Raw genomic sequence first — 18,170 nt, 5'->3', positions numbered from 1 at the left:
ACATGAAGCAAATCGTCGGGGTGTACAGCGCGCCTCGCTCGCATTGGGTCGGCGACGGCTTTCCGGCGCGGTCCCTGTTCAGCTACGACAGCCACGGCGCGCATCTGAGCCCGTTCTTGCTGCTCGACTACGCCGGCCCCGCGCGCTTCGAGCCGACGGCCCGCCGGCGCGGCGTCGGCCAGCATCCGCACCGCGGGTTCGAGACGGTGACGATCGTCTATCAGGGCGAAGTCGACCATCGCGACTCGACGGGCGCGGGCGGCCATATCGGCCCGGGCGACGTCCAGTGGATGACGGCGGCGGGCGGCATCCTGCACGAGGAGTTCCATTCGGAGCAGTTCGCGCGCAATGGCGGCACGCTCGAGATGGTGCAGCTCTGGGTGAACCTGCCCGCGAAGGACAAGCTGTCCGAGCCCGGCTACCAGACGCTGCTGAGCGACAGCATCCCGAGCGTCGAGTTGCCCGACGGCGCGGGGCGCGTGCGGGTGATCGCGGGCGAGTTCGACGGCCGCCGCGGGCCGGCGCGCACGCACACGCCGCTCGACGTGTGGGACGTGCGCCTCGAGCAGGGCGGCCGTGCGCGGTTTCGCGCCGAGGCGGGCCGCACGCTCGCGCTCGTCGTGCTGCGCGGCACGGCGCTCGTGAACGGCGAGGAAGTCGTGCGCGAGGCGCAGTTCGTGCAGTTCGCGCGGGACGGGAGCGACGTCGAAATCGAAGCGAACAACGACGTGACGCTGCTGTGGCTGAGCGGCGAACCGATCGACGAGCCGATCGTCGGCTACGGTCCGTTCGTGATGAACAGCGAAGCGCAGATCCGTCAGGCGGTCGACGATTTCAACGCCGGCCGCTTCGGCAAGATGAGCGCTTAGCGAAGGAAGACGGCCCCGCGACGAGCGGGGCTGCTTTCGTGCGTCGTGCGTGCGGGGCCGCGTGCGGACGCGAATGGCCGGCCTGCGTCGAGCTCGCGGGCGCGCGGCCGCTGCCGTGCGGCGCGCGCGTCGGCCTTGCATTCGCGAAGCGGCCGCGCGCCCGTTCGAGGCATAATCGATCGTTCCGCGCTTTGCAGCAGCGCCGCCAATCATTCGGAATATCGATCATGTCCACATCCACGACGGCGGCTTCGTCCGCCACCGCCGCGCCGCCGCCCGTCGCGCTCGACTGGCGCTGGAAGCCGTTCGACGCGCTGACGCCGCGGGAAATCTACGCGATCCTCTCCGCGCGCAGCGACGTGTTCGTCGTCGAGCAGAACTGCGTGTACCGCGACATCGATCACGCGGATTTCGACGCGTGGCACCTCGGCGCATACGACGCGCAGGGCCGTCTCGCATGCTACCTGCGGGTGCTGCCGCCCGACGCGGCGGAGCCGGACGTGCGGATCGGACGCGTGCTGACGACGCAGCCGTTTCGCGGCATGGGCCTCGGCAACGCGATGCTCGCGGCCGCGCTCGAGCGCGTGCGCGTGCAGTGGCCCGGCACGCCGATCAGCCTGCACGCGCAGGCGCATTTGCAGAAGTTCTACGGCGCGTTCGGCTTCGCGCCGAGCTCGGACGTGCACGACGAAGACGGCATTGCGCACGTCTGGATGCGCTCGATCGCGTGAGGCCCGCCGCGAGCGGCCGCGCCGAACTCGCCGACTAAGCGCAGATTAAGTGCCGATCGAGCGTCGATCGAGAACCGATCGAGAACCGACTAAGCGCGGGATCTGCATGGGTTCGGCGCGCGACGCGCGATCGTCAGGGCGTCGAGCGGGCGGCGCGGATGCGCGCGAGCTCGGCGCGCGCCGCGCGCTCGTCGGACAGCCGGCCGCGCGCGGACAGGCGCATCCAGTGTCGCAGCGCGATCAGCGCGCCGATCACGCTCATCATCGAGCCGGGAATCCACAGCAGCAGCCCGCCGATCTGCTGGTCGCGCAGCGGGCTCAGCCACGTGAACGCGCGTCCGCAGATCGAATAGATCGGATAGAGCTCGTGCGGCGTGAAGAAGATCAGCGCGCCGAGCACGATCTGCGGCGGGATCGCCGCGACGACCATCAGGATGCGCCGCCCCGGCGCGAGCCGCGCGGGCGGCGCGGGCCGCGGATCGACGACGAGCCACCAGAACAGCAGCCCGTCGATCACCATGCTCCAGTTCATCACGCGATAGAGCCGCCAGTCGAGCATCGCGACGAAGTGGATCGGCGAGAGCAGCCAGAAATAGATCAGGCCGACGAACAGCACGACCGCGACGACCGGATTGAACAGCACGTCGAGCGTTGCGCGCACGAACGGCTGCGCGAGCGCTGGGCGCACGTAGCGCTGCCGCCACGAGAACGGGACGCCGGCGCGGATCGCCGCGCCCGGATACGACAGCGCGATGAAGAACGGCCCGAGGTGATGCAGCACCAGATGCTGCGCGCGGTGCATGAAGAACTCGTGCTCGAAGAAGTAGTCGAGGCGCGTGTGCAGCGCGACGTACAGCGCGGCGAGTCCGAACCAGAACGCGACGCGCCGCGACGTCGACACCTTCGCCTTGCGCGCGCCGCGCGCGAACAGCACGCCGGCCGCGAGCACCGCGATCACGACGGTGGGCGACGGCTCCCACGGCTCGAGCCAGTACAGCAGGTTCATCGCGCGACGCTTACTTGGCGGCGGGCGACTTCACGACGAACGGCGCGTCGAGCTTCTCGCCGTCGGAGAACTGCATGCGCAGATGCACGGTGTCGCCCGGCTTGATCGCGCGCTTCGGCTCCTCGAGCATGAAGTGATAGCCGCCCGGCGCGATGTCGACCTTGCCGCGCGCGGGGATCGTCAGCTTGTCGACCATCTCCATCTTTTGCGTCGAGCCGTTCGACACGGTCTGGTGCAGCATCGTCATCCCGTATTCGGGGCTGTCGACGTCGACGAGATCGATCGGCTTGTCGCTCGCGTTGACGAGCGTCACGTAGCCGGCGGCGGGCAGCTTGTTCGGCAGCCAGCGCACCCACGCGTTCTGCGCGCTGATCGAAGCGGCGCCGGCGGCGTACGCGTGCAGGCTGAGCGAGAGGGCGGCGAGCGCGGCGAGGGATTTCGGTTTGAGCGTCATCGGCTTGTCGGTAAGTGAGTTCCGGTTCAGGAACGGTTGGCGATGATCCGGCGCAGATCGGCGGCGATCGCGTCGGGGGAATCCTGGTCGGTGGCGAGCAGGCGCGCGCGGCCTTGCGCGTCGAACACGTAGACGGCGGAGCTGTGCGTGACCTCGTAGTTGCCGTTCGGATCGCGCTTTTCCATCTGATACGCGACGCGGTAGCGCTTCGCGAGCGATTCGATCTGCCGCTCGCTGCCCGTGAGCCCGTATGCGTGCTCGGCGTCGAACGCGCCGACATAGTCGCGCATCGCGGCCGGCGTGTCGCGCGCCGGATCGACCGACACGAACAGGATGCGCACGCCGCCGCGCGCGTCGGGGCCGAGCAGCGCGAGCACCTGCATCAGGCGCGCCATCGTCTCGGGGCACACGTCCGGGCAATGCGTGTAGCCGAAGTAGACGAGCGCGACGCGGCCGCGGAACGCGGACGCGTCGATCGGCTTGCCGTCCTCGCCCGTGAGCGAGAACGTCAGGTCGGGCAGATGGCTCGTCACGTTCGTGAGCCGCCACGGCTCGCCGCGCGGCGAGCAGCCGGCGAGCGCGGCCGCCGCCGCGCAGGCGGCGGCGAAGCGGATCACGCGCGTTGTGCGGGCGCAAGCGGGCGAGGCGGCACGCGCGCGCGCCGCGAAAAGGGGAAGCGGCATCGGCGAATTCGGTTCGAAGCAATCTTGCGCGACGGCGAAGCGCGGCGGTTTCGGGGGCGATCGAGGCGTCGTCCGCGATGGCGGACGCATCGATCATGCCGCGCCTCTGGCGCGCGGCCGCGTCCCGGCTCGTGCGTCGGGCCCGGCCGCGAGGGCCTCGGATCTCGGCTCCTCGGCTCCTCGGCTCCTCGGCTCGAGGATCGAGGATCGAGGATCGAGGATCGAGGATCGAGGATCGAGGATCGAGGATCGAGGATCGAGGATCGAGGATCGCGGCGCATCGGCGTCTCGCTGTTTCTATCGGCGGTTGCGACTGTAGCGCAATTTGATCGAGATCGTCTTTTCGAAACGCGCACCGCGCATCGAACCGGGGCAAAATGTCGCAGCGATGCGCATGCCGGCCGCGCGTCGCAGGCCCGCGCTTTTGTTCATCGTGCACGAGGCGCGGTAAGATGCGCACATTCGCCCGGCGGGCGCGCCCGCCGGCAGCCATTCTCATCAGCGAATCGATGCAATCCGTCCCGCTTTCCCTTCCCCTTGCCCGCACCGCGTTCTTTCTCGACTTCGACGGCACGCTCGTCGACCTCGCGCCGACGCCCGACGCGATCCAGGTGCCGCCCGATGTGCCCGTGCTCGTCGACGAGCTGCGGCGGCTCTCGCACGGCGCGGTCGCGATCGTGTCGGGGCGCGGCATCGGCAGCATCGACGCGTACCTGAACCTGCCCGATCTGCCGGTGGCGGGCCTGCACGGCGCCGAGCGGCGCGACGCGAACGGCGACACGCAGCGGATCGGCTTCGACGATCCGCGCCTCTTGCGCATCGAGCGCGAGCTCGCGGCGGTCGTCGAGCGGCATCCCGGCATGCTGCTCGAGATCAAGGGCGCGGCGCTCGCGCTGCACTTTCGCAACGCGCCCGAGCGCGAGGGCGTCGCGCGCGCGGCGGCCGAGCGGCTCGTCGCCGACTATCCGGACGCGTACGTGCTGCAGCCGGGCAAGATGGTGTTCGAGATCAAGCCGAAGGGCGTCGACAAGGGGCGCGCGGTCGCCGCGTTCCTGAACGAGCCGCCGTTCGCCGGCCGCATGCCGGTGTTCGCCGGCGACGATCTGACCGACGAGCTGGGCTTCGCCGTCGTCAACGCGAACGGCGGGCTGTCGATCAAGGTCGGCGCGGGCGACACGTCGGCGCGCGCGCGCGTCGAATCGGTCGCCGCGTTCCGCGAGCAGCTCGCGCGCTGGATCGACGCGGGGCGCGCGCTCGCATGAGTCGTCTCATCATCGTCTCGAACCGGGTCGCGCCGATCTCGGAAGGGGAGCCGGCTGCGGGCGGCCTCGCGATCGGCGTCTACGACGCGTTGAAGGAAACGGGCGGCATGTGGTTCGGCTGGAGCGGCGAGGTCGTCGCGTCGGGCGCGCCGCAGATTCGCGTCGAGGAGCACGGCCCCGTCACGTTCGCGACGATCGGCCTGCCGCGGCGCGATTACGATCAGTACTACCGGGGCTTCTCGAACGCGACGCTGTGGCCCGCGTTCCATTACCGCGCGGACCTGATCCAGTTCGACCGCCACGAGTTCGAAGGCTACTCGCGCGTGAACGTGTGGCTCGCGCAGCAGCTCGTGCCGCTCTTGCGCGACGACGACGTGATCTGGGTGCACGACTATCACCTGATCCCGTTCGCGAAGGCGCTGCGCGCGGCAGGCGTGAAGAACCGGATCGGCTTCTTCCTGCACATTCCGTTTCCGGCCGCGCAGGTGCTCGTGAACGTGCCGCCGCATCGCGAGCTCGTCGACGCGCTGTGCGCGTTCGACCTGCTCGGCTTTCAGACCGACACCGATCTGCGCGCGTTCTTCGAATACGTCGAATACGAGGCGGGCGGCGCGGTCGATCGCGCCGCGCATCCGGCGCGCGTCGACGCGTTCGGGCGCTCGCTGCGCGCGGCCGCCTATCCGATCGGCGTCTATCCGGACGAGATCGCCGCGCTCGCGAAGGCGGGCGAGAACGGCCGCGCGGTGAAATCGCTCGCGGCGTCGCTGCGCGGGCGGCAGCTCGTGATGAGCGTCGACCGGCTCGATTACTCGAAGGGGCTCGTCGAGCGCTTTCGCGCGTTCGAGAAGCTGCTCGAGCACGAGACGTCGTTCCGCAACCACGTGTCGTTCCTGCAGATCGCGCCGTCGACGCGCGCCGACCTGCGCGCGTACCAGGACATCCGCCGGCAGCTCGAAGGCGAGTCGGGGCGCATCAACGGGCGCTTCGCGGAGCTCGACTGGGCGCCGATCCTCTACATCCACCGGCAATACGAGCGGCCGGTGCTCGCCGCGCTGTACCGGCTCGCGCGCGTGGGCTACGTGACGCCGCTGCGCGACGGGATGAACCTTGTCGCGAAGGAGTACGTGTCCGCGCAGAACCCGGACGATCCGGGCGTGCTCGTGCTGTCGCGCTTCGCGGGCGCCGCGTGCGAGCTCACGGGCGCGCTGATCGTCAACCCGATCGACATCGGCGGAATGGCCGACGCGTTGTCACGCGCGCTGTCGATGCCGCTCGCCGAGCGGCGCGCGCGCCACGCCGACATGCTCGCGCGGCTGCGCGAGAACAACGTGTCGGTGTGGCGCGACAACTTCTTGCACGATCTCGGGAAATAGCGCGCCGCGCTCGCGGGAGCGGCTGAGGGTTCGCGGGTTGGGCGCGGCGCGTTCGTGCCGGTCATGCGGGCGATGCGTGCCGAATGCCGAATCGCGCGGAGTCGAATCGTGTGGAATCGGCGAGATTCGCGACGCGAGCGTCGAAAGTCGAAAGTCGAAAGTCGAAAGTCGAAAGTCGAAAGTCGAAAGTCGAAAGTCGAAAGTCGAAAGTCGCGAATGCTTGGAGGCCGCATCGACCGAACGCCTTCCCGATCGTCGCCGACGAGCGCAACGAAAAGGCCCGGCCGGCATATGCCGGCCGGGCCTTTTTTCTGGCGGGGCGAGGATTGCGTACAGGCGGCAGCCGGGCGACGATCGGCTCGACACCGCCGCACTGCCGCCCAACGCCCAACGCCCAACGCCCAACGCCCACCGCCCACCGCGCGGCGCGCGGCGCGCGGCGCGGTACACGCCGCACACGCGGAGCACCCCGCTAGGCGACGCGCTCGTCGTCGTCGGACGCGGACGAATCGTCGTCGCCGTTGCCGTCCGCGGGCGCCGGCGCGGGCGCGGGCAGATGCCGGCCGTGCTGCTTCGCGAGCAGGTCGCGATAGAGGCCCGGGCGCTCGCGCAACGCGTCGGGGCTGCCGTCGTCGATCACCTTGCCCGCGCTCATCACGATGATCCGGTCGAAGTTGCGCAGCGTCGACAGCCGGTGCGCGATCGCGATCACCGTGCGGCCCGTCATCAGCCGGTCGAGCGCCGCCTGGATCGCTTCCTCGGACGCGCTGTCGAGCGCCGACGTCGCCTCGTCGAGCAGCAGGATCGGCGCGTCCTTCAGGATCGCGCGCGCGATCGCGATCCGCTGCCGCTGGCCGCCCGACAGCTTCACGCCGCGATCGCCGACGATCGTCTCGAAGCCCTCCGGCATCGCCTCGATGAACTCGGTGCAGCGCGCCTCGCGCGCGGCGGCGAGCACTTCCTCGTGCGTCGCCTCGGGGCGGCCGTACGCGATGTTCTCGTAGATCGAACGGTGAAAGAGCGAGATGTCCTGCGGCACGAGCGCGATTGACTGGCGCAGGCTTTCCTGCGTGATCGAGCCGAGGTCCTGGCCGTCGATCCGGATCGAGCCTTGCTGAATGTCGTAGAAGCGCTGCAGCAGCGCGAGCACGGTCGATTTGCCCGCGCCCGACTTGCCGATCAGCCCGACGCGCTGGCCGGGCTCGATGTGCAGGTCGAAGTGGTCGAGGATCGGCCGGCGGTGCGGATACGCGAACGTCACGCGCTCGAAGTCGACGCGGCCGCCGCGCGGCGCGAGCGCAATCGCGTCCGAGCGGTCGGGCATGCCGTGCGGCTCGAGAAGCGTCTTCACCGCTTCGGCGAGGCGCGCGACGTGCTGCGTGACGTCGACGAGCGCGACGGCGAGGTCGCGCGTGCCGTGCAGGATCGTGAAGCCGAGCGAGCTGACGAGCACGATGTCGCCCGATGTCGCGCGGCCCTGGTCCCACAGCCACAGCGCCCAGCCGAGGAGGCCCGCGGACAGCATCGCGGTGATCACCGCGTGCAGCAGGCGCAGCTTCTCGAGATAGAGCAGGCTCTGCTGCCGCGCGTCCATTTCGGCCTTGACGGTCGCGCCGAAGCGCTTCTGCTCGCGCAGCGTCATCCCGAATGCGCGCACGAGCCCCATGTTGCCGATCACGTCGACGAGCTCGCCGTCGACGGCCGCCGCCCTCGCGGCGAAGCGGTGATGGCGTACCGAGCCGCGCTTGGCGAGCTTGAACAGCACGATCGCGAGCACGCCCGAGCACGACAGCAGGCCGAGCGCCATCAGCGGATTGACGACGATGATCATCAGGATCGCGCCCATCACCGCGATGCACGGTGGCAGCACGTTCCACGCCATCGTGTTCTCGGCCGTGTAGATCGCGTTCGACGTCGCGGTGATCCGGCTCGCGAGCGTGCCGGGCTGCTTCTCCGCGTAGTAGGTCTGCGAATGGCCGCTCAGATATTGAAACAGGTCGCGGCGCAGGTCGCCCGTCACCGCGACGAACGTGTGCGCGGCGACCCAGCCGCCGACGCGCCATAGCAGGTTGTCCGCGGCGATGAGGCCGACGAGGAGCGCGAACGCGCCCCAGAGCGGGCCCGGATGATGGCGGCCGGCCGCGAGCACGTCGATCAGGTGCTTGATCGCGTATTGCGAGCCGAGCGCGCAGCCGACCGCCGCGAGCACGCTGGCAAGCACGATGACGTGCGCGACAGGGTGCATCCGGATGTAGCGGAACAGGAACGCGAGCGGCCGGTCGGCGTAGCTCGCGAGCTTCGCGTTGTAGACGTTGCGCTGGGCAGGGGTGAGAGCTTCCAAAATCAGTGCGTGTGGGTGAAACGAGGGTTGAACGCCGCGTCCGAACGTCGCGCCGAGAAGCAGGCGAAAGCCGGCATTGTAATCAAGCCGGTGTGTCGCGCTGCCGCCGAGTTGCGTAACGCCGGGGTATGCGACTCATTTTGGGATAAAATTTTGCGCTTCGTGGCGTGTTCCGCTCGCCGATCGACGAAAAACCGTCGCGCGCACGGCCTGTCGCCGCAGGGAGCGGGGCAGACGCGACTACTCTAAAACGGTCTTCCTGTCAGAAGATTGGCAAAGCGTTGCGTCTTTGTAACAACGTAAAGACTTTGAAATGTTGTGCGCCGCACTGATCGCGACCCCCGATAATCGACTTCGGGTTTGTCCTTAGGTGTTTTACTGGAACCTGTCAACGGATTTCCCGCTGAAACGTTAACTGCCCGTGCGGTGCGGCCTGCGAGGCGACGCAGCCTCAGTGTCGCGAGCCGGCTCGCCTAGCGTCCAACCGACGTCGCGGCGGCGTTCGGCAGGCGGGCGATCGTCCCGCTGTCTTATTGTTTGCCGATTTTTTAGGAGTTACGCATGCGAATCGCTCAAATCGCTCCGTTGCACGAAGCGGTTCCCCCGAAACTGTACGGCGGTACCGAACGGGTGGTGTCCTATCTGACCGAGGCGCTCGTCGAGATGGGGCATGACGTCACGCTCTTCGCGAGCGGCGATTCGCAGACCTCCGCGAAGCTCGAGGCCGTGTGGCCGCAGGCGCTGCGCCTCGATCCGACGATTCGCGACGTGATGGCGCCGCACATGCTGCTGCTCGAGGAAGTGCGCCGCCGCGCGGACGAGTTCGACGTGCTGCACTTCCACATCGACTACTACCCGTTCCCGCTGTTCTCGCGCCAGCCGGTGCCGCATCTGACGACGCTGCACGGCCGCCTCGACCTGCCGGAACTGCAGCCGATCTTCAACACGTTCAGCGACGTGCCCGTCGTGTCGATTTCCGACAACCAGCGCATTCCGCTTTCGCAGGCGAACTGGCTGCAGACGACCTACCACGGCCTGCCCGAGAACCTGCTGAAGCCGATCCCGGACGTGAAGCCGGGCTACCTCGCGTTCCTCGGCCGCATCTCGCCCGAGAAGCGCGTCGACACGGCGATCCGCATCGCCGAGCAGGCCGGCATGCCGATCAAGATCGCGGCGAAGCTCGACAAGGCAGACCGCGCGTACTACGAGGAAAAGATCAAGCCGCTCTTCTCGCTGCCGCACGTCGAATACATCGGCGAGATCAGCGAGGCGGAGAAGGCCGAGTTCCTCGGCAACGCGCACGCGCTGCTGTTCCCGATCGACTGGCCGGAGCCGTTCGGCCTCGTGATGATCGAAGCGATGGCGTGCGGCACGCCGGTCATCGCGTTCAAGCGCGGCTCGGTGCCCGAAGTGATCGAAAACGGCGTGTCCGGCTTCGTCGTCGAAGACGAGCTGTCGGCCGTCGCCGCCGTCAAGCGCCTGGCCACGCTGCCGCGCGAGCGCGTGCGCGCCGCGTTCGACGCGCGCTTCACGTCGAAGGTGATGGCGCGGAACTACGTGAAGGGCTACGAAGAGTTGCTGCGCCAGAAGCGCCGCACGGTGCTGCGCGAAGTCAACGCGGGCTGACGCGCTTCATGTGCGCCGCGCGCGACGCTGCGCGGCGCAGCGTCGTCGAGCGCCGGAAGTTTGATCGATGCCCCGCCCGGGTCGACCGGGCGGGGCATTTTGCATTCGGGGCCGGTTTTCCGGCCGGCCCGGGGGGCGCACCGCGCGCGCCATCTGTTGTATTCACGCCGCGCCACTGTGTCCGGAAACGACGCAATCCGGCGATTTGCGGCGCACGGGCATCAGTCGACCTAGTAATGTCCCTATAATGGCCGTGCCGTAAAATCGGGCCCCGGCAAGGCCGTCAAGAGGAGAGCGTTTTGGCGAGAACGAAACCCACGCGTGCGAATCCGGCTCCCGGCTCGGGCGTCATTTTCGCGTTGCGAGCCATCGGTCTCGTGTTGCTCGCCCGCTGGCTCTTCTCGATGTCGCTGATGGGCTATCGCGCGTCGCTGTCGGCGATGGCGTCGTCGCCGTGGGCGTGCATCAACGTCGTCCTCATGTTCCTGCTGCTGGTGCTCCCGGGCGCGCAGGCGCGCGCCGAGCGCCCGTTCCATCCGCTTCCGCAGTGGCTGCGCCAGGCGCTGCGCTTCTTCGCGCTGCTCGGCTTCCTGTTTGCCGTGTGGTCGGTCGGCGTGTTCACGTGGGCGGCCGGCTGGCGCCGCGCGCTGCATGCGCTGACGCTCAGCAACGGCTGGCTGCTCGCCGCGCCCGCGCTCTATGCGGCCGTCGTCTGGATGTGCCGGCCGCGCGCGCTGTGGCGCACCAACGTCGCCGCGCGCCGCTATGCGATCGGCCGCTACGCGATCTCGCTCGATACGCTCACGCGCACCGTCGTCGTCTGGATGGAAAGCCGCAAGGTCGGGCAATACGACGCGCGCGAGCTGTCGGTCCGCTGGCCGAACGGGGCCGAGCCGCAGCCGTCCGCTGCGTCTTGTTCCGCCGTGGCGGGCGCCGATGCGCCGGGCGCCGATGTGCCGGTGATCGATGCGCCGGCCGCCGTTCCGGGCAGTGACGCCCCGGTCGCCGCCGCGCAACCGGATCTCGCCGCGCAGCCGGGGGCCGCCGCGCCCGCCGCGCCGCCTGCGTCGACGAAAACGCCGTCGTCGGCGCGGCCCGCGCCGCCCACGGGCGGACGGTTCGCGCGGCCGAAGCTCGAGCTGCTGTGGGATTCGCCCGCCGCAGTCGGCCATAACCGCCAGATCGTGATGCGCACGCCGCTCGCGACGGAAGGAGACCGCGTCGCGGCGCGTGCGCTTGACGCATCGCTCAAGCAGGTCGCGTGACGCCGGCGGGCCGGCTCGCGCCGCCGCGTCCGCCTGGCCGACACAAGGAGGACCGATGCTGACCGTTCGATGGTTGCTCGCCGCCGTCCATTTGCTCGCATTCGGTTTCGCGCTCGCGTCGATCGCCGCGCGCAACCGTGCGCTCAAGCGCGTCGCCGCGTCGCGGCAGTCCGCCGATCTGCCCGACGTGTTCAGAGCCGACGCGATCTGGGGCGTGTCCGCGCTCGTGCTGATCACGACGGGCATCGTCCGCGCGTTCGGCGGCTTCGAGAAGGGCGGCGAATACTATCTGCACGCGCCGCTCTTTCATCTGAAAATGGGCGCGCTCGCGCTGATCCTCGTGCTCGAACTGATTCCGATGACGGGCCTCATCCGCTGGCGCGTGACCGCGCGGCGCGGGATGCTGCCGGATCTCGCGCGCGCGCCCGCGTACGCGCGGATCGGCCACGTGCAGGCGATGCTCGTCGTCGCGATCGTGTTCGCGGCGGCCGGGATGGCGCGCGGCGTCGGATTCTGACGCGCCGCAGGCGACGCATGGGGGTGTGTGCGCGCCTGCGCAAATGAGGGGGCGGGCGCCGCTGCATCGCGGCACGCATCGCCGCCGAGCTCGTTCGCGGCTTGCGCATGCGTCGCGCTCGCGGTGCCTCGGGCGCGTCTTCCGTCAAACGACGTTCTTCTCGACGATCGGCCGGCCTTCCAGCACGCGCTTGAAGCCGAGCGGCGACAAATCGAGCGAATCGTACCGTCCGAGCGCGATCAGCTCCGCGACGCCGCGCCCCGTCGCCGGCCCCTGCTGCAGCCCGTGCCCCGAGAAGCCGTTCGCGAAGATGCAGTTGTCGACGTCCGGATGCGGCCCGATGATCGCGTTCTGGTCGAGCACGTTGTACTCGTAATAGCCGGACCAGCTGCGCGCGACCCGCAGCGCCTCGAACTGCGGCACGCGGTGCGCGAGGGTCGGCCAGATCAGCTCGTCGAAGAGCGCGTGGTCGACGTCGTCGAGCGGCAGATCGTCGAAGTCGCGCTCGGGCGGCGGCGCCGCGCCGCAGATGAACGACGCGCCTTCCGGCCGGAAATAGACGCCGCTCGGATCGATGACGAGCGGGCAGCGCGGCAGCACGGCGGGCGACGTCACGTTGAAGATGCTGCGGCGGCGCGCGTGAACGGGCAGGTCGACGCCGACGAGCGCCGCGATCGAGCGCGCCCACGGGCCGGCCGCGTTGACCATCGCGTCGCAGTCGAACGCGCGGCCGTCGGCCGTCAGCAATTGCGTGACGCGCCGCCCGTCGACGCGCGCGCCCGTCACGTCGGCGCTCACGTATTGCGCGCCGAGCGCGCGCGCCTTCCGGCGCAGCGCCTGCACGAGCCCGTAGCCGTCGAACCATCCTTCGCCGCGCTCGCCGTAGCAGCCGGCGGCGAGATCGTCGGCGTGCAGCCACGGAAACGTCGCGGCGAGCGCGTCGCGCGGCAGATAGCGGATTTGCGCGCCGAGCGACGTCTGCAGCGCGTGGTTCTCGCGCAGCGTCGCGTCGCCCGCGGGCGTCGCGAGAAACAGGTAGCCGCCTTCGTGCAGATCGATCGATGGGCGCTCGCCGTCCACCGCGAGCCGCTCGCCGAGCGAGCGCAGGAATTCGATTCCGAAGAGCGACATCCGGATCGACAGCGGCGTCGAGAACTGCTGGCGGATCGACGCCGCGGACAGCGCGGACGACGCGCGCGCATACGTTGGATCGCGCTCGATCACGGTCACGGAGATGCCCGGATCGAGCGTGCGCAGGAAATAGGCGGTCGCGCTGCCGATGACGCCGCCGCCGACGATGACGACATTCGAATGCATCGAAACTCCAAGGCAAAGGCGCGATGCGCGCCGGTCGGGAAAAAGGCCGCGCGCGTGCAGCGCGTCGCGTGCGGCCCGCCGAATTCAGGGGCGGCCGATCAGCCCCCCTTCGTGACGATCGTCTGCCATGCGCCGTTTTTCACCTGATAGAGCGTCGACATCCCGCTCTTGAGCGATCCGTCGCCGCCGAACGCGATGCGCCCGGTGATGCCCTCGAAGTCGATCTTCTTCAGCGCGGGCTGATACGCGCCCGGCTCGGTCGAGCCCGCCGCCTGCATCGCCCTGATCGCGGCCCACGTCGCGTCGTAGCCGAATTGCGCGTACGACAGCACGTCGACGCCGAAGCGCTTCTTGAAGCGCGCCTCGAAATCCTTGCCCTGCGGCAGCTGGTCGAGCGGCCGGCCGTATTCCCACGCCATCGCGCCTTCGGCCGCCGGGCCCGCGATCTTGATGAATTCGGCGTCCTTCACGCCGCCGCCGCCGACGAATTGCGCGGCGAGGCCGAGCTGCTTCATCTGCTTGATGAAATTCGCCGCGAGCGAATCGAGGCCGCCGAAGAAGATCAGATCGACGTTCTTGCTCTTGAGGCTCGTGATCTGCGCGCGGAAGTCGACTGCCTGGTTGCTCGTGTATTCGCGCGCGACGATCGCGCCGCCTGCGGCCTTCACCGCCTTGTCGAATTCGTCGGCTTCGTCCTGGCCGAACGCGGTGCGGTCGTCGACGATCGCGATCCGCTTGGCCTTCGACACGTCGATCGCGTAGCGGCCCGCGTTGCCCGCGTTCTGGCCGTCGGTCGCGATCACCATGAACACGTTCGCGAGCCCGCGCGACGTGATGACGGGATTCGTCGCGGCCGGATCGATGACGGGGACGCCCGCCTTGTCGTAGACGACCGATGCGGGAATCGTCGTGCCCGAATTGAAGTGGCCGACGACGACCGACACCTTCTTGTCGACGAGGCTCTGCGCGGCCTGCACGCCGATCCGCGGATCGGCCTGATCGTCCTCGACGACGAGCTCGAAGCGCGCGGGCTTGCCGGCGATCTTGATCTTCTGCGCGCGGGCGTCGTCGATCGCGAGCTGCACGCCGTTTTGCAGATCCTTGCCGTAGCCCGCGTTGACGCCCGTGAGCGGCGCGGCGAAACCGATCTTGACGGGCGTGTCGTCGGCGGCGCGCGCGGCGCCGGTTGCGCCGCACGCGAGCGCGGCGGCGAGGGCGAGGGAGGACAGGGGCGAGCGGAGTCTCATGTTCTTTCCTTGTAGGCGATGCGCGAACGGGACGCGAGTGGCGCGGATGCACGAAGCCCGCGTCGCGGCCGGCGGGTCGGCTCGGCGCGGCGAAGCTGGCTTTCCGATTTATAGAAGGCCAAATTGGGCGAGTCTTGTCGATTTGCGGCGCATCGGATGCGGATTTGCGCATAGCCGCGCGACGGCGGGCGCGGGCGGGAAATGGCGGGGAAGCCTCGATTCCGCAGACTGTTGGCGATTGGCGCCGCGCTTGCGTGCGTGCGGGTGAGCGGCGCATTGCGGCAGAAGGCGGCGAGGCGGCGAGGCGGCGAGGCGGCGCCCGGCGGCCGTGAGCGGGCGGAGGGGAGGGTGATCGAAAGAACGGCGGATGGGCCGCTCGCAGGTTGCGCTTCGCGCAAACGGGGCGATGCTCGATGCCGGCGAACGGCGAACGGCGAACGGCGAACGGCGAACGATGAGCAGCACGCAGAGAGCGGAAAACGGAAGGCGAGAGAAACAGAAAGACGGGAGCGGAAGCGCGGCAAGCGGAAACCGATGTGATCGCGGATGCAGCGAGTGCGCGCCGTCGACGAAGAAGGTACGGCCCACCGTTCTCGCCGCTCGATGCGATTCCGATTTCGTGCGACGGTTCGCCTGCGCGCAACCGATCGGTCGTCACGCAACGCAACCCAACGCAACCCAACGCGACGCGACGCGACGCAATCAGGTGCGACGCGCCGTGCCGCGCGCGTCGCGCCCCGTGTTTCTCGTAACCGTTCGGCCGCCGCCGCGCGATCACGCCGCCGTGCGAGCGCCCGTCGCGCAACGGCGCGATCGCCGGCGCGCGTTGCGCTCGCCGCGCGCACCGCCGAAGCGGCGCGCGCGAGCGTGCGCGTCGACGCTCAGACCGTCGCGATCAGCGGATCGCTCGTGCTCGGCCGGCCCGTCTCGACGTGCCCCGCGAAGCGGCGCAGGAAGCCGTTCGGCGCGCCGTCGGAGACGGTGAGGTCGTACCAGCTGTGGCTGTCGCGCAGATCCCAGTAGTCGTTGATCCGCTGGCCGGGCTTGAGCTCGTAGACGCGCGGGCTGTCGTTGCCGTACGCGTTCGTCACCGTGAGCCGCACCGTCGCGCGGCCGCGGTTCGACAGGCGCAGCGTGACGTTGCCGTTCGCGACGTCGTAGCCGTAGATCACTTCCGGGTTCGCGGCGAGGCCGAGCGCCGCGGCGGTCGAGCCGCGGAACTGGCACAGGAAGCCGTTCGGGCCGTAGACGGTCAGGTCGTAGATGCTCAGCGTGAGCGCCGTGCTCCACTCATCGGACAGGCGCTTGTGCGCGTCGACCGTGTACGCCCACGGGCCGTCGGGGCGATTGCCGGCCGTCACCTGGAACGACGCGCCCGCGCGGCCCGTGTTCGCGAAGGTCAGCTTGAACTTGCCGGTCGACTTGTCGATGCGGCCGAGCACGAAGAGCTCGTACGGCAGCGCGCGCGCGGCGCGCAGGCCCGCTTCCTGTTTCGGCATCGATTGCGCGACGGGCGGCACCGGCACGTAGCTCGGATGGCGATTGCGATCGGGCGGCGCGTAGGCGCTCGTGTCGGGCAACTGCGGCCAGCTGTCGTCGGGGCTCGCGAAGTTGAACGCGGACGTGAGGTCGCCGCACACCGTGCGGCGCCACGGCGTCACGTTCGGCGCGCGCACCGAATAGCGATCGTTGAAGCGCGCCTCGACGAATTGCAGCAGCGACGTGTGATCGAACGTCTGCGAGCAGACCCAGCCGCCCTTCGTCCACGGCGACACGACGAGCATCGGCACGCGCGGCCCGAGCCCGTACGGCCCGGCCATGTGCGTCGCGTCGCCCGGGAAGATCTCGCCCGCCGCCGACACCGTCGACAGCCCGTTGTCGCGCGATTGCGGCGCGAACGGCGGCGCGACGTGATCGAAGAAGCCGTCGTTTTCGTCGTACGTGATGAAGAGCGCGGTCTTGCTCCACACGTCCGGATTCGACGTCAGCGCCTTCAGCACCTGCTCGACGTACCATGCGCCGTAGTTCGCCGGCCAGTTCGGGTGTTCGGAATACGCTTCCGGCGCGCAGATCCACGACACCTGCGGCAGCGTGCCGTTCTTCACGTCCTGCTGCAGCACGTCGAAGAGGGTGCCGCCCGCGCTGACGTTGGTGCCCGTGCGGGCCTTGTCGTACAGCGGCGTGCCCGGCTGCGCGTTGCGGTACTGGTTGAAGTAGAGGAGCGAGTTGTCGCCGTAGTTGCCGATGTACGGATTCTGCGTCCAGCCCCACGAGCCCGCCGCGTCGAGGCCCGTGCCGACGTCCTGATAGATTTTCCACGACACGCCCGCCTGCTCGAGCGTCTCCGGATACGTGCTCCAGCCGTAGCCTTTCTCCTCGTTGCCGAGCACGGGGCCGCCGCCCGCGCCGTCGTTGCCGACGTAGCCGGTCCACATGTAGTAGCGGTTCGGATCGGTCGAGCTCGGGATCGAGCAGTGGTACGCGTCGCAGATCGTGAACGCGTCGGCGAGCTGGTAGTGGAACGGGATGTCGTCGCGCTCGAGGTACGCCATCGTCGTCGTCCCCTTGTTCGCGATCCAGCGGTCGTAGCGGCCCTTGTTCCAGGCGCCGTGCATGTCCTGCCAGCCGTGCGGCAGATCCTGCAGGAACTGCATGCCGAGATTCGACGCGTCCGGATGGAACGGCGGCAGCTCGGCCGGGCCGAGGAGCACCGGTTGATGGAACACCGACTTGCCGTTCTGCATCACGAGCGGGCGCGGATCGCCGAAGCCGCGCACGCCGCGCAGCTTGCCGAAGTAATGGTCGAACGAGCGGTTTTCCTGCATCAGGATCACGATGTGCTCGATGTCGCGGATCGTGCCGGTGCGGCGGTTCGCGGGAATCGCGAGCGCTTCGCGGATCACGGGCGGAAAGAGCTGCAAGGCGGCGGCGCCCGCCGTGCCGGCGGCGAGGCGCAGAAAGTCGCGGCGATTCTGATTGGTCATGTTGTCGCTTCCTTGTCTGGAGTGGGGCGAGACCGCCGGAGCGGCAGCGGCCGAAGGGGAGTTGGTCGCGATGCGTGATGCCGTCTTGCGCGGCAGCGCCGCCGCGCAACGCCGCCGGGAGGATATCGGGGAAACGGTGTCATCCGGATGAACGTGCGCCGGTGCGCATGCGGATGCCGTGTCGCGCGCGCGAGCGCGACGGCGCTCGCCGGCGCGGCGAGACGGGCGCAGGGGGGCCGGCGAGATTTCGTCGTGTGGCGCGAGCGGGCCCGCGACGCGCGCGGCCGACGTCTCGACGAAGGCGCGCGCGCCGATTGCAGCGGTGGCCGCGAGGAAGGTGGTTGCGGTGAGGTTGAGGGTGAAGGCGACGGCAACTGCGACAGCGGAGACAGCGGAGACAGCGGAGACAGCGGAGACGGCGGAGACGGCGGAGACGGCGGAGACAGCGGAGACAGCGGAGACAGCGGAGACAGCGGAGACAGCGGAGACAGCGGA

At 69.2% G+C, this 18,170-nt stretch carries 14 protein-coding genes; 7 read left to right on the top strand and 7 right to left on the bottom strand.

Annotated elements, in window-relative coordinates; genetic code table 11:
* The first annotated feature begins 2 nt into the window (after window positions 1-2).
* Window positions 3-869 (top strand): pirin family protein, encoded by an 867-nt coding sequence (locus tag WS91_RS26255; RefSeq protein WP_038751118.1) that lies wholly within the window; start codon window positions 3-5, stop codon window positions 867-869.
* A gap of 227 nt (window positions 870-1,096) precedes the next feature.
* Entirely contained in the window at window positions 1,097-1,600 is a 504-nt protein-coding gene (locus WS91_RS26245) for a GNAT family N-acetyltransferase (RefSeq protein WP_059648188.1), read from the top strand.
* A 133-nt stretch (window positions 1,601-1,733) separates the two neighbouring features.
* Here WS91_RS26245 and WS91_RS26240 read toward each other — a convergent pair whose 3' ends face one another.
* Genes WS91_RS26240 through WS91_RS26230 form a run of 3 tightly spaced genes read right to left on the bottom strand, consistent with a single transcriptional unit; the run spans window position 1,734 to window position 3,743 of the window.
* Complete coding sequence (locus tag WS91_RS26240) at window positions 1,734-2,606, bottom strand: cytochrome c oxidase assembly protein (RefSeq protein ID WP_059584807.1); 873 nt, start codon at window positions 2,604-2,606, stop codon at window positions 1,734-1,736.
* Window positions 2,607-2,616: 10 nt separating this feature from the next.
* The gene (locus WS91_RS26235) at window positions 2,617-3,060 is read right to left on the bottom strand and encodes a copper chaperone PCu(A)C (protein ID WP_038751112.1); all 444 of its coding nucleotides are present in this window, start codon (window positions 3,058-3,060) and stop codon (window positions 2,617-2,619) included.
* 26 nt (window positions 3,061-3,086) lie between these two features.
* Complete coding sequence (locus WS91_RS26230) at window positions 3,087-3,743, bottom strand: SCO family protein (RefSeq protein ID WP_059671309.1); 657 nt, start codon at window positions 3,741-3,743, stop codon at window positions 3,087-3,089.
* Window positions 3,744-4,195: 452 nt separating this feature from the next.
* Between WS91_RS26230 and otsB the strand changes: the two genes are divergently transcribed.
* Both otsB and otsA read left to right on the top strand, forming a co-directional pair.
* Window positions 4,196-5,005, top strand: coding sequence for a trehalose-phosphatase (gene otsB / locus WS91_RS26225; RefSeq protein ID WP_082758376.1), 810 nt, complete (start codon window positions 4,196-4,198; stop codon window positions 5,003-5,005).
* Window positions 5,002-6,378 (top strand): alpha,alpha-trehalose-phosphate synthase (UDP-forming), encoded by a 1,377-nt coding sequence (otsA, locus tag WS91_RS26220; RefSeq protein ID WP_059671308.1) that lies wholly within the window; start codon window positions 5,002-5,004, stop codon window positions 6,376-6,378. Before otsB ends, otsA begins: the two co-directional genes overlap by 4 nt.
* 472 nt (window positions 6,379-6,850) lie before the next feature.
* Here otsA and WS91_RS26215 read toward each other — a convergent pair whose 3' ends face one another.
* On the bottom strand, window positions 6,851-8,719 hold the full coding sequence (locus WS91_RS26215; protein WP_038751106.1) for an ABC transporter ATP-binding protein: 1,869 nt from the start codon (window positions 8,717-8,719) through the stop codon (window positions 6,851-6,853).
* 561 nt (window positions 8,720-9,280) lie between these two features.
* On the opposite strand from WS91_RS26215, the gene WS91_RS26210 reads away from it, so the two are divergent.
* From WS91_RS26210 to WS91_RS26200, 3 genes are all read left to right on the top strand, one after another.
* On the top strand, window positions 9,281-10,345 hold the full coding sequence (locus tag WS91_RS26210; protein WP_038751104.1) for a glycosyltransferase family 4 protein: 1,065 nt from the start codon (window positions 9,281-9,283) through the stop codon (window positions 10,343-10,345).
* Between the two features lie 299 nt (window positions 10,346-10,644).
* The gene (locus WS91_RS26205; RefSeq protein ID WP_059584801.1) at window positions 10,645-11,610 is read left to right on the top strand and encodes a hypothetical protein; all 966 of its coding nucleotides are present in this window, start codon (window positions 10,645-10,647) and stop codon (window positions 11,608-11,610) included.
* Between the two features lie 55 nt (window positions 11,611-11,665).
* Window positions 11,666-12,127, top strand: coding sequence for a DUF2214 family protein (locus WS91_RS26200; protein WP_081989859.1), 462 nt, complete (start codon window positions 11,666-11,668; stop codon window positions 12,125-12,127).
* Window positions 12,128-12,271: 144 nt separating this feature from the next.
* Here the strand turns inward: WS91_RS26200 and WS91_RS26195 are convergent, their stop codons facing one another.
* From WS91_RS26195 to WS91_RS26185, 3 genes are all read right to left on the bottom strand, one after another.
* Window positions 12,272-13,444, bottom strand: a complete 1,173-nt coding sequence (locus WS91_RS26195; protein ID WP_059671307.1) for an NAD(P)/FAD-dependent oxidoreductase — start codon at window positions 13,442-13,444, stop codon at window positions 12,272-12,274.
* Window positions 13,445-13,542: 98 nt separating this feature from the next.
* On the bottom strand, window positions 13,543-14,691 hold the full coding sequence (locus tag WS91_RS26190) for a branched-chain amino acid ABC transporter substrate-binding protein (protein WP_059671306.1): 1,149 nt from the start codon (window positions 14,689-14,691) through the stop codon (window positions 13,543-13,545).
* A gap of 881 nt (window positions 14,692-15,572) precedes the next feature.
* Window positions 15,573-17,675 (bottom strand): phosphocholine-specific phospholipase C, encoded by a 2,103-nt coding sequence (locus WS91_RS26185; RefSeq protein WP_059584796.1) that lies wholly within the window; start codon window positions 17,673-17,675, stop codon window positions 15,573-15,575.
* Window positions 17,676-18,170 lie beyond the last annotated feature (495 nt).

Source organism: Burkholderia sp. MSMB1498, from assembly GCF_001526245.1.
Taxonomy (GTDB): domain Bacteria; phylum Pseudomonadota; class Gammaproteobacteria; order Burkholderiales; family Burkholderiaceae; genus Burkholderia; species Burkholderia savannae.
Note: the sequence above shows the minus strand (reverse complement) of the source record. Positions and strands in the feature narration are given on the sequence as shown.